This is a genomic window from Halochromatium sp. NSM3 (assembly GCF_059621085.1).
The window spans coordinates 1-13,179 of sequence record NZ_JCAQIA010000024.1; the positions used below are offsets into that span (position 1 = coordinate 1).

The following is a 13,179-nucleotide window of genomic DNA, read 5'->3' on the forward strand; positions in this document are numbered from 1 at the left end:
TAGGCGCCACCCCCCCCGCCTGTACCCGCCAGTTGTTGCTTGGCGTCACCGGCCCCCCCCGGCCTGGGGCTTCCGGGCGGCTACCCCGCCGGCAGGTCCGGTTGCTGCCGGCGGCTTCGCCGGTGAGCTACGCGCGTCGATTCAGCGCATCAACGCTTTACAGATGGATGCGACGGAGAAAGGCAAGGCGTTTCAGGCCGGTGACCCGGAGATTACGCTGAACGATCTGATGATCGACAAGCAAAAGGCCAGCGTGGCCTTCCAGTTTGGTCTTCAAGTGCGCAATCGGCTGGTCACCGCCTATCGTGACGTGATGAATATGCAGGTGTGAGCGCTGTGCGTCGAGCCCCCTGGCTCAGACATGGGCTCAGACAGTGGCCCGGACACCGGCTCAGACTTCGAGGCTGATCAACCCGCCCCGTGCCGCCGTCTGCATCTCATCGATGCGCTCTGCCAGGCGAAGCACTTCCTCAGGCGGGACTTGGCGGATCAGATCACCGGACTCCCGATCAACGATGCGCGTGATCAGGCGTTCGCCTGGTGGGTCGCTGAGTTCGAACTGCACACCGTAATTACTCATCACCTCATTGACCCGCTGCAGCGGCGCTTCGAGTTCGCTGCGGTTGGGGGCCTGGTTGCTCTCGGCTTGGGCGAGAGAAGAGCCTGCGGTGGGTAATGCCTCTAGCAAGGCTTCCACGCGCTGGCGCGGGTTGAGCTGATTCACGGGGGCGGCATTCGGTGCGGTTTGGCTGATGTCGGCGATCGAGGACGACATGATGGTGTGGCTCCTTTGTCAAGAGGGTGGGTGGTTGTTCGATTCGATAGGCTCTGGGGGGTGGTCTCGGTTGCAGGCGTGCTGCTGATCCCTTAGTTGATATCGGCCAACTGCAAGCAAACTTTAGCTGATGCCCAGGCGGCTTGCATCGGAATCAACAAGCCCCCATCACCCGTGCCTAGAAGCGCCTCATCCCTGCTGTACGGAACCCGTCCGGGCTCCGTCTGGTTGGTCGTGCGGTCGCGGTGGGTCGTCGCCATCAAGGTACCGCTGGCCATGCAGCCGAAAGACGCGACAAATAGCCAAGGATTCAAGGGGTTTACGAACGACAACTGTCCGTTTCTGCCTTGTCATTCGGGTGTCAAGCGAGAATTTAACTGTCTTTTTTGTTATTGTCCTCTCATCGCGTATGAGTGCCCGGGTCCCTACGAGGTCTTCACGGACGCGAATGGTTTGACCCGCAAGGACTGCACCGCTTGTACGCTTCCCCACGATGGCTACCAGGCCTCGTGGGCCTTCATCCAACAATGGCTGGCGAAGCCGGTGGTCTGGAATGGCCACCCTCAGCATGAGCGTTACATGCACAAGGCTCGCCTCAAGCCGGAACAGAGGCCGGGGCCGGCCGAGGACTCCGAGGGTTAGTCGCACCATCGGCGCAACCGCGGACCCGGCAAGCGCCGCACGCGCCCCCTCGTTCAAAACCGGACCCAGCAAAACAGTTATGACTGATCGCACCGCCCTCCTGAAGCAACGCCTCGAACAGACCATCCTCATCCTCGACGGTGCCATGGGCACCATGATCCAGCGCCGCAAGCTGGAGGAGGCCGACTACCGTGGCGAGCGCTTCGCGGGCTGGCCGAGCGATCTCAAGGGCAACAATGACCTGTTGACGCTGACACGGCCCGATCTGATCGCCGACATCCACGGCGAGTACCTAGCCGCCGGCGCCGATATCATCGAGGCCAACACCTTCAACGCCACCCGCATCGCGATGGCCGACTACGGCATGGAGGATCTCGCGCGCGAGATCAACGTCGAGGCCGCACGGCTGGCACGCAAGAGCGCCGAAGGTTACTCGACCCCAGACAAGCCGCGCTTCGTCGCCGGTATCCTCGGCCCCACCAACCGCACTGCGTCGATCTCGCCCGATGTCAATGACCCGGGCTTTCGTAACGTCAACTTCGATACTCTGGTCACGGCCTATGCCGAATCGACCCGCGGGCTGATCGAGGGCGGCGCCGATATCATCCTGGTCGAGACCGTGTTCGACACCCTGAACGCCAAGGCGGCGCTGTTTGCGGTCTGGAAGGTCTTCGACGAGGACGGCGTCGAGCTGCCGATCATGATCTCCGGCACCATCACCGACCAATCCGGCCGCACCCTGACCGGGCAGACCACTGAGGCCTTCTACAACTCGCTGCGCCACGCCCAGCCGCTGAGCATTGGACTCAACTGCGCACTGGGTCCGCAGGAGCTGCGCCCCTATGTCGAAGAACTCTCGCGCATTGCCGAATGCAAGGTCTCGGCGCATCCGAATGCCGGTCTGCCGAACGAGCTTGGCGGCTATGATCTCGAGCCCGAGGAGATGGCCGAGGAGGTCAGCGACTGGGCGCGCAGCGGCTTCCTGAACATCATCGGCGGTTGCTGCGGCACCGGCCCGGAGCACATCAAGGCGATCGCCGATGCGGTCGCCGGGATGGCCCCGCGCGAAGCCAAGGTGCTGGAGCCGGCCTGCCGTCTCTCCGGCCTCGAGCCGATGAACATCGGCGCCGAGACGCTGTTCGTCAACGTCGGCGAGCGCACCAACGTCACCGGCTCGGCGCGCTTCAAGCGGCTGATCAAGGAGGACGATTACGACACCGCGCTGAGCGTGGCGCTGGAGCAGGTCGAGGGCGGCGCCCAGGTCATCGACGTCAACATGGACGAGGGCCTGCTCGAGTCGGCCGAGGCGATGCATCGGTTCCTGAATCTGACCGCCGCCGAGCCTGACATCGCCCGCGTGCCGGTGATGATCGACTCCTCGAAGTGGGACGTCATCGAGACTGGCCTCAAGTGCGTGCAGGGCAAGGCCATCGTCAACTCGATCTCGCTCAAAGAGGGCGAGGACAAGTTCATCGAGCAGGCGCGACTGTGCCGGCGCTATGGCGCGGCGGTGATCGTGATGGCTTTCGACGAGGACGGCCAGGCCGATACCAAGGCGCGCAAGGTCGAGATCTGCACCCGCGCCTACAAGATCCTCACCGAGCAGGTCGGCTACCCGGCCGAGGACATCATCTTCGACCCGAATATCTTCGCCGTCGCCACCGGCATTGAGGAGCACAACAACTACGCCCTCGACTTCATCGAGGCCACCCGCGAGATCAAGCAGACCTTGCCGCATGCCAAGGTCTCGGGCGGCGTCTCCAATGTCTCGTTCTCGTTCCGCGGCAACAACCCGGTGCGCGAGGCGATCCACGCGGTGTTCCTCTACCACGCCATCAAGGCGGGCATGGACATGGGCATCGTCAACGCCGGCCAGCTGGCGATCTACGACGATCTGCCCGAGGAACTGCGCGAGGCGGTCGAGGATGTGATCCAGAATCGTCGTGACGATTCGACCGAGCGGCTACTCGACCTGGCGCCCAAGTACAAGGGCGACGGCTCTAGCGCCGAGAAGGTCGAGGATCAGGAATGGCGCAGCTGGGACGTCAACAAGCGGCTCGAGCATTCGCTGGTCAAGGGCATCACCGACTACATCGAGGAAGACACCGAGGCCGCACGCCAGGCCGCCGACAAGCCGCTGCACGTGATCGAAGGGCCGTTGATGGACGGCATGAACGTGGTCGGCGACCTGTTTGGCGAGGGCAAGATGTTCCTGCCGCAGGTGGTCAAATCGGCGCGCGTGATGAAGAAGGCGGTGGCCTACCTGTTCCCCTATCTGGAGGCCGAGAAGGAGGCCTCAGGCACCCAGCACGAGAGCAACGGCAAGTTCCTGATCGCCACGGTCAAGGGCGATGTGCACGACATCGGCAAGAACATCGTCGGCGTGGTGCTGCAGTGCAACAGTTACGATGTCATCGATCTCGGCGTCATGGTGCCGACCGAGACCATCCTGCAGCGGGCGCGCGAGGAGAACGCCGACATCATCGGCCTCTCCGGGCTGATCACGCCGTCGTTGGATGAGATGGTCCATGTCGCCAAGGAGATGAAGCGCCAAGGCATGACCCAGCCGCTGCTGATCGGTGGTGCGACGACCTCGAAGGTGCACACGGCGGTGAAGATCTCGCCACAGCGTGAGGAGCCGGTGATCTATGTGCCCGATGCCTCACGCGCGGTCGGCGTGGTCTCGAACCTGCTGAGCAAGACCCAGCGCGACGGCTATGTGGCGGGTATCGTCGAGGAGTATGCCGAGGTCCGCGCCAAGCGCGAGGCCAAGGGCAAGACCAGCAAGCTGATGGACATCGTCGCGGCGCGCGCGAACAAGACCGAGATCGACTGGGCCAGCTATGAGCCGCCGAAGCCGGCGATTTTGGCCGCTGGCGCCGAGCCGGGGCAGGGCGGCGATGCGGTTGCAGCGGCGCGTGATAGCGACAATGCAGCCGCGACAGGGGCCGGCGGCGACGCGGCGGCAGCGGCGTGGTCAAATGGCGACACGGCGGCGGCCCTCGCGGCCGCGCTGCCGGGGCTCGACGCCAAGGACATCAAGCTCGAGCGCAGTGGCGACGGCGTGATCCTGACCGTCAACAACTATCCGCTCGACGATCTGGTCAAGTACATCGACTGGACGCCGTTCTTCAAGGCCTGGGAGTTGGCCGGCAAATATCCGGCCATCCTCACCGACGAGGTCGTCGGCAAGGAGGCGCAGCAGCTGATCGATGACGCGGTGCCGTTCCTCGAGCAGATCGTCAAGGAGCGTTGGCTGCAGGCAAGCTGCGTCTGCGGCTTCTTCCCGGCCAATCGGGTCGGTGATGACGACATCGCGATCTACTCCGACGAGACCCGCAGCGAGGTCAGCGCGACCCTGCGCATGTTGCGCCAACAGATGCAGCGCACCGCCGGTCGGGGCCAGCCGAACGTCAGCCTGGCGGACTACGTGGCGCCGGCGGATTCACAGAAGCGCGACTGGGTTGGTGGCTTTGCGGTCACTGCCGGCATCGGCATCGATGAGCACCTGGAGCGCTTCGAGGCCGATCACGACGACTACAGCTCGATCATGCTCAAGGCCCTGGCCGACCGCCTGGCCGAGGCCTTCGCCGAGCGGCTGCATGAGCTGGTGCGGACAACGCTCTGGGGCTACAAGCCCGGCGAGCAGCTCGACAACAACGCGCTGATCGCCGAGAAGTACGAAGGCATCCGCCCGGCACCCGGCTATGCGGCTTGTCCGGACCACACCGAGAAGGGCACGCTCTGGGAGCTGCTCAAGCCCGATGAGCGCATCGGCCTGACCATCACCGAGAGCTTCGCCATGCTGCCGACCGCAGCGGTGTCCGGCTGGTACTTCGCGCACCCCCAGTCGCGCTACTTCGGCACCGGCAAGATCATGAAGGATCAGGTCGAAGACTACGCGCAGCGCAAGGGCTGGACGCTTGAGCAGGCCGAGCGCTGGCTATCGCCGGTGCTGGGCTATGATCCGGAGTAAGTAGGGCAAACGAGTGCGCACACGGCTTGGAAGAGGCGCCCCTGGCAGCCTCAGGGCTGCAGTTCGCTCTGAGCCCGCCGGCTGCCAGCAAACAACAGACCCTGTTTCATGACCGACCTCGCCACGCTCTACCAGACCGACTATAGCGCTTGGGCCAAGCGCAACGCCGAACTGCTGCGCGCGCGGCGCTTCGACGCGCTCGATATCGACCATTTACTGGAAGAGCTGAGCGATATGAGCAAAAGCGATCGGCGTGAACTGCACAGCCGATTGCTGGTATTGATCGCGCACTTACTGAAATGGGAATTTCAGTATCAGAACCTCACCGAGCGCTGGCGTGAGTTCGATGGACGCAGCTGGCGCTCGACCATCATCCAGCAGCGTGAGCAGATCATGGACCTGTTGAGCGAATCCCCTGGATTGAAATCCCAGTTCGACGAGGCCATTGCCGGTGCCTATCCCGCCGCCGTCAGGCTCGCGCACAAGGAGACCCGCCTGCCGTCAGCGACCTTTCCTGCGCTCTGTCCATATGCCTCGGAACAGCTGCTGGACGATGATTTCTACCCCGGCGTGCCGCCTCCTCAGATTTGACTCAAGACGCGGCCGATGACCGTCGCGTTGACTCGACAAATGACCGGCCACGCTTGATCTGATGCGCGTCATCGTCGCGGAAAAGCCTAGCGTCGCGCGCGATCTCGCGCGCATCGTCGGCGCGCGTGCTCGGCGCGAGGGCTACCTGGAAGGTCAGGGCTGGCGCGTGACCTGGGCGCTGGGCCATCTGGTGCATCTTGCCGAGCCGGATGCCTATGGTGATGCCTGGGCCGGGCGCTGGTCGTTCGCGCAGCTGCCGATGCTGCCGGAGCGTTGGCGGCTGCGCACCGACAAGAAGACTGCGGCCCAGTTCAAGATCGTCAAGGCGCTGCTCACCGACACTGCGACTGAGCGGGTGATCTGCGCGACGGATGCCGGGCGCGAGGGTGAGCTGATCTTTCGCCTCATCGCTGAGCATGCGCGCTGTCGCAAGCCGGTGCAGCGGCTCTGGATCTCGAGCCTGACCGATGCGGCGATCCGCGCGGGTCTGGAGCAGTTGCGCGATGGCCATGACTATGACGCGCTGGCCGCCGCCGCGCGCGCCCGAGCCCAAGCCGACTGGCTGATCGGCATGAATCTGACCCGCGCCTATACCGTCCACAATCGCGTGCTCTGCACCATCGGCCGGGTGCAGACGCCAACCCTGGCGATGATCGTCGCCCGCGATCAGGCCATCGATGCCTTTGTGCCGACGCCGTTCTACGAGCTGGTCGCGCGGCTGGCCGAGGGCTTCGAAGCCAAGTATCACAAGCCGCCACAAAAACAGGGTGGGGATCGCGATCAGAAGCATGATCCAGCTGAGAATCCAACTCGGCTGGAGAGCAAAGCCGAGGCCGAGGCGCTGATCGAGCGGCTGCGCGAGCGCATCCGGCCAGAGAACCTTGGCCAGGTGGTCGCGATCGAGACCAAGCCACAGCGCAACCGACCGCCGCCGCTGTTCGATCTCACCACGCTGCAGCGCGAGGCCAACCGACGCTACGGCTTCACCGCCGCCAAGACCCTAGAGCTGGCGCAGAGCCTCTACGAGATGCACAAGCTGATCAGCTATCCGCGCACCGAGAGCCGCCATATCGGCGAGGACCTGGTGCCGGAGCTGCCTGGTCTCCTGCGGCGGCTCGCGCACCCGCTGGCTGGCGAGGCGCTGGCGCGGCTCGAAGGCGGGCATCGGCTCGGGCGCGCCTATGTCGATCAGACCAAGCTGACCGATCACCACGCCATCCTGCCGACCGCGACTAGCCCGCCAGCCTCGCTGCCAGAGCCGCTGCGGCGCATCTATGACCTAGTCGCCGCGCGCTTCGTCGCTGTCTTCTTACCCGATCAGCTAGTCGAGGAAACCCAGGTTCAGCTCGACATCGGCGACGAGACCTTCATCGCCAAGGGGCGACGGGTCACCGATCCGGGCTGGACGCGGGCTGATCCGCGCCAGCTCGGCCGCTCGGATTGTTCGGATAATGCGGCGACGGAACCTTTACTGCCAGCACTCACACAGGGACAAAACGTGCATGTCGCCGCCTTGGAGCTAGCCGAGCGCGAGACCCAGCCGCCGCGACGCTTCGAGGACGCGACCCTGCTCAACGCGATGAAGTTCGCCGGCCGCGAGATCGAGGACAAGGCCCTGGCGGCGGCGATGAAGGGCGCAGGGCTTGGCACGCCGGCGACTCGCGCCGAGACTATCGAGAAGCTGATCCGCACCGGCTACATCGAGCGCAGTCGCAAGCAGTTGGTGGCGACCGAGAAGGGCCGGGCGCTGATCGGCCTGGTCGCTGAACCGCTGAAGAGCGCCGAGCTGACCGCTGGATGGGAACAGCGGCTGAAGGATATCGAAGAGGGGCGCGCCGAGGCCGCCGCCTTCCATGCGGATATCAATCGCTTCGTCAGCGAGCTGATCCCGCAGGTGGCGCGGGGTGCCGCGCTGCCGCCGGGGCAGGTGGTGGCGGCGCGAGCTGGGCGTTTGGATCCCAAGGCGGGCAAGGTGGGCACAGCGGGCAAGGAACCAAGTGAGATCCGTCGCGCCTTACAGCAAAGGCCGCTGCGCTGCCCAAAATGCCAACAAGATCAACTCATCGTTGGGCGGCGTGGCTATGGTTGCGCGCGCTGGCGCGAGGGTTGCAATTTCGTGATCTGGCAGGTCATCGCCGAACATCGGCTGACGGAAACCGAGTTGCGCGCCCTGGTGGAGCAGGGTGAAACGGCGCCGATCGATGATCTGCGCGGTGAGGATGGCCATGTGCGTCGGGGCGTGCTGCGTCTTGGTGCTGATGGTCAAGTTGTGGTGAGCTGGTAGCAGCTGCGCCAGCCTGGGACAGTCCATGCAAAACAGACCGCCCGGAGGCCTGACCTGTGGAAGTGAAACAGCAGCCGTCAATCCGGTAGTTCGTCGGACGCTTACGTATCGCGCCAGCCGAAGTCAGCAAACTTTACAGTCACGCCACCGAGTCTGAAAAAAGGATTTGGCATCAACAAGCGCTTCGCGGCAACGCTTCGAAGCGACACTGACGCAAAATCGAAGATCTCCAGCTGCGGCAATGCTAAAGGCGTGCTGCACAAACACCTGGCGGCGGGCCAATAGATCGCATGATCGATCACTAGGTCGCGGACGTTAGTCAAATTCATTCGATGCGGCATGACCCATACAAGTGTTGGGTCAAGGCGAAAGTGTGTGTAAAACATGACTGAAAAATGACGATTATGAAAACATAAGGTAACAATAATGAAGTCTATTTGTAAAAACGTCAGCGTTATTTACATTGTTGCATTGGCCTCTAGGAATCTGTCATTTAACTATTTGTTTTATTGGGAAAATACTAAATTGGCGCAGAATCTGCTATGACGCGGAAAACCTCTGCGTGGCCATTTGAGCTTTTTTCGTCGGCAGGAATCGAATCTCGACCCTGATGGTCATCACGACCAAGGGATTCTCACTCGATGCAGGAAAACCATCTACGTTGTGACGACCCAAGACGCACCAGCGCATCCACATGATTGTGTGCGTTTAGCAGATGGGCCCTACAGCTGCTCCGTGAAGCCCTTGTCACCGCTCTTTCACCAGTCCGCTGTCTCGTAATCTACTGTTGGAGTTGACGATGTCTATTGTCCTGAATCCTATCGGAACTTACCAAACCGGCGTCTTCGACGAGGGCGCGCAAGAGATCAATGCCTACGATTCAGTGACACAACGTCTATTTGTCGTCAACGCCAATGCCACGACGATCGACGTGCTTGATCTGAGTGATCCCGCTAATCCCATCAAGCTGGGTAGTATCGACGCGTCCGCTTTTGGCTCCGGAGCCAACAGTGTGGCGGTGAAGGGTGGTCTGATCGCGGTGGCGATCGAAGCCCCGGTTTCAACCGATCCCGGCAAAGTCGTGTTCTTCAATGCCAACGAAACCGACTTTGCTTCCCCCACTTTGGTCGCCGAGGTGGACGTCGGTGCCCTTCCCGATATGGTCGCCTTTACCCCCGACGCCACCAAGCTCGTCGTCGCCAACGAAGGCGAGCCCGCAGGTGGCGTCGATCCGGAAGGGTCGGTCAGCATCATCGATATCGCCACGTTTACCGAGCAAAAGGCGACCTTCGACGCCTTTAACGCGCAACAGGCCGCGCTGCAAGCCGCAGGACTGCGGATCTTTCCTGGCAAGACGCTCTCCGAGGATGTCGAGCCCGAATACGTGGCGATCACGAGTGACGGCGCACAGGCCTATGTCAGCCTGCAAGAGGCCAATGCAGTGGCGGTGGTCGATATCGCCAGTGCGACCGTCACCGACATCCAGCCGCTGCAGCCGATCGACCACAGCCAACCCGGTAATGGCCTTGACCCCAGTGACCGTGACTCCGGCATCAACATCCAGACCTGGCCCGTCTTTGGCCTGCAGATGCCGGACGCGCTCGCCGTCTACGAGGTCGGTGGTGAGACCTATTATGTCACCGCCAATGAGGGCGACGATCGCGGCGATGCCGATGAAGACGCGACCGGTGATGCCGTCCGTCTCAAAGATCTCGCCGATGTCACCTCCTTTGGCCGTGATGGCCTCGCGCTGGATCCCAGCATCACCGATGCGTTTCCCAACATCGCCGACGATGACCAGCTCGGCCGTCTCACCATCTCCACGGTCGATGGCGACACCGATGGTGATGGCGACATCGACCAGATCCATGCCTACGGCAGCCGCTCGTTCAGCATCTTCGACAGCCGAGGCAATCTGGTCTTCAACAGCGGCGATGACTTCGAGCAGATCACCGCGCAACACTTTCCTGCCGACTTCAACGCCAACAACGACGAGAACGATAGTTTCGAGAGCCGCAGCGATAACAAAGGCCCGGAACCCGAAGGCGTCGCCCTCGGCGAGATCGATGGCAAGACCTATGCCTTCATCGGTCTCGAGCGCGTCGGCGGCATCATGACCTACGACATCACCGATCCGGCCAATGCCTCGTTCGTCAACTACATCAACAACCGCAACTTCAGCGTCGAGGCCGAACGGTCCGATGGTTCGACCAATCCCGAAGTCGGCGACCTTGGCCCGGAAGGGCTGACCTTCATCGCTGCCGAGGAGAGCCCGCACGGCCAGCCGCTGTTGGTGGTCTCGAACGAGGTCAGCGGGACCACGACGGTGTACGGGGTCGAGTCAGAGTCGAATGAAGACCGCGCCTATACCCTAGAGCTACTCCACGTTGCCGACCAAGAAGCGGCTGTGGCAGCCATTCAGGATGCCCCGAACCTCTCCGCTGTGCTCAATGCCCTGCGGAATCAGGATCTCGGCAATGACGGTCTTCCCGATAACACCCTGACGCTCTCATCCGGCGACGCCATCATCCCCGGTCTGTTCTTCGATGCCTCCGAAGCGGTGTTTGGTTCCGCTGGCATCGCGGACATCCAGATCCAAAACGAACTGGGTTTCCAAGCACTCGCGCTTGGTAACCACGAGTTCGACTTCGGCACCGCCATGCTGGCCGGCTTGATCGACGGTTCGGCGACCGGCGACTTCTCGGCGCTCAGCAGCTCGGACTTGGCCGGGCAGGATTTCAACGGGGCGGACTTCCCCTACCTCGCCACCAACCTCGACTTCGCGACCGACGCCAACCTCGCACCTTTGGAGGTGCCTGGCGGGCAAGCCCCACAAGCCAACACGGTGACTTCCTCGGTGGTCATCGATGTCCACGGCGAGTCGATCGGCGTCGTCGGTGCGACCACGCCGACCCTCGACATCATCTCCAGCCCCGGCGATCTGGCCATTGCGCCGGCTGATTTCGATACAAACCCAACCCCCGCGCAGCTCGATGCGCTGGCCGCCGAGATTCAAACCGAGGTCGACGCGCTGCTCGCGGCCAATCCCAGCATGGATAAGGTCGTACTGTTGGCGCATATGCAGCAGCTCAATATCGAGCGGGCCTTGGCCGAGCGCTTGAGTCATGTCGATATCATCGTCGCCGGCGGTTCCAATACCCGGCTGTTCGACGACAACGATCGCATCCGCGATGGCGACAGCGACCAAGGCCCGTATCCTCAATTCGTCACCGACGCCGATGGCGTGGCAACGGCAGTGGTCAATACCGACGGCAGTTACAAGTACGTCGGCCGCCTGGTGATCGACTTCGACGAAAACGGCCATATCATCCCCGACAGCTACGACCCCGACATTTCCGGCGCCTATGCCACCGACGCTCAGGGCGTCGCTGACCTGAATGCCGAAGACCTGATCGATCCCGAGGTTCAGGCCATTGCCGATGCGATCGAGGCCCAGATCATCGCCACCGAAAGCAATGTCTTCGGCGTCTCCGACGTGTTCCTCAACGGCAACCGCTCCGGGATTGACACCGCCGAGGACACCGATGGTGTGCGCACCCAGGAAACCAACCTGGGTAACCTGACGGCCGATGCCAATCTGGCACTCGCCAAGGAGTTCGACGAGAGCGTACTGGTGTCCATCAAGAACGGTGGCGGCATCCGGGCCTCGATCGGTGAAACCATCGTGCCGCCTGGTGGCAGTGAGGCAGTGCGTTCCCCGAACGAAGCGGTGATCGATAGCGATGGCAACGTCGTCAAGCCAGCCGGCGGGATCAGCCAGAACGATATCCAGACCACGCTGGCGTTCAACAATGACCTCAGCCTGTTAACCCTGACCAAGGCAGAATTGGTCGCCGTACTCGAACATGGCTTGGAAGCGGTTCCGAATGCTGCGGGTGGGTTTCCTCAGGTCTCCGGGGTCAAGTTCTCCTACGACGCGGACTTGCCTGAAGGGGATCGCATCCTCAATGCTGCCATTGTCGACGAGAACGACACCCTCATTGCCGAACTAGTCCGCGATGGCGAGCTTGTCGGCGATGCCAACGAATCCTTCCGTGTCGTCACCCTCAACTTTCTCGCCGGTGGCGGCGATGGGTACCCATTCCCGGCCGGCCCTGAAGCCAATCGGATTGACCTCACCGACCTTGATGGCGATGGCGAGCCGGATGAAGGCCTGACGGGCGATGCCACCTTTGCGTTTGACGGCACCGAGCAGGATGCGCTCGCCGAGTATCTGAACGACCACTTCAATCCAGCCAATGGCGGCGAAGCGTTTGCCATTGCCGATACTGGACGGAATCTCGATGAGCGCATCCAGAACCTGGATTTCCGTGCGGATGCTGTGTTCTATTCTGAAACACGGGCGCCTGAGCTGATCATTTCCGAAATAGCCATGCAAAGGTTAGCTGGTGAGGTTGATCTATCTGAGAATCTATTAAGCATTTTTACCCGTATTCTGAGCCGTCAAGTCACCGTCAATGATGAGACTAACGAGGTCGAATACGGTTCTGCATTCGATAACCTGCTCTCTGTTTTTACCTTTGTCGCCACCGACACAGGTGATCGCCCTGCCTCGCCTTTCGAGTATGGAGATCAGGTTGCGCAGGCGAAGGAAGAAGCAAAGACAGAGGTTCTCGGGCAAGTCAATGCAAATGTTCTGGGGCAATTCGAGGTTGCTCCCAACATTAGCCAACCACAAGGGGTTGAGATCGATCCAGCATGGATGGGCACAAGCGACGAACGTGACATTTTCGTCAGTCCAATCCAAGTCGACAGTAATGGAGCGTTTGCAACGATTGGCAATGCGCTGATTGAAAACCTTCAGCTAGAAGATGGAGACGCGATCCTATTCATGGATCAAAACAACGAGTGGAGCGGCCCCATCGACGGTCTGTTTGTCTGATGACTCTG

Annotated in this window: 7 protein-coding genes; 6 read left to right on the forward strand and 1 reads right to left on the reverse strand. The window is 61.9% G+C overall.

Features of this window, described 5'->3' with window-relative positions; translation table 11 throughout:
- Window positions 1–331 (forward strand): flagellar hook-basal body complex protein FliE (gene fliE / locus AC54T3_RS11205; protein WP_496624752.1); only part of this gene is annotated, 331 nt, incomplete at its 5' end.
- Window positions 332–391: 60 nt separating this feature from the next.
- Here the strand turns inward: fliE and AC54T3_RS11210 are convergent.
- A complete protein-coding gene (locus AC54T3_RS11210) occupies window positions 392–775 on the reverse strand; it encodes a flagellar protein FlaG (protein WP_496624754.1) in 384 nt (127 codons plus the stop codon).
- A 276-nt stretch (window positions 776–1,051) separates the two neighbouring features.
- Here AC54T3_RS11210 and AC54T3_RS11215 point away from each other — a divergent pair, with 276 nt between their 5' ends.
- From AC54T3_RS11215 to AC54T3_RS11235, 5 genes are all read left to right on the forward strand, one after another.
- Complete coding sequence (locus tag AC54T3_RS11215) at window positions 1,052–1,417, forward strand: cysteine-rich small domain-containing protein (protein ID WP_496624756.1); 366 nt, start codon at window positions 1,052–1,054, stop codon at window positions 1,415–1,417.
- Window positions 1,418–1,496: 79 nt separating this feature from the next.
- On the forward strand, window positions 1,497–5,393 hold the full coding sequence (gene metH / locus AC54T3_RS11220; RefSeq protein ID WP_496624758.1) for a methionine synthase: 3,897 nt from the start codon (window positions 1,497–1,499) through the stop codon (window positions 5,391–5,393).
- 108 nt (window positions 5,394–5,501) lie between these two features.
- Window positions 5,502–5,984 (forward strand): DUF29 domain-containing protein, encoded by a 483-nt coding sequence (locus AC54T3_RS11225; RefSeq protein ID WP_496624760.1) that lies wholly within the window; start codon window positions 5,502–5,504, stop codon window positions 5,982–5,984.
- A gap of 61 nt (window positions 5,985–6,045) precedes the next feature.
- Window positions 6,046–8,268, forward strand: coding sequence for a type IA DNA topoisomerase (locus AC54T3_RS11230; RefSeq protein WP_496624762.1), 2,223 nt, complete (start codon window positions 6,046–6,048; stop codon window positions 8,266–8,268).
- A 799-nt stretch (window positions 8,269–9,067) separates the two neighbouring features.
- Window positions 9,068–13,171 (forward strand): choice-of-anchor I family protein, encoded by a 4,104-nt coding sequence (locus AC54T3_RS11235; RefSeq protein WP_496624764.1) that lies wholly within the window; start codon window positions 9,068–9,070, stop codon window positions 13,169–13,171.
- The last annotated feature ends 8 nt before the right edge of the window (window positions 13,172–13,179 follow it).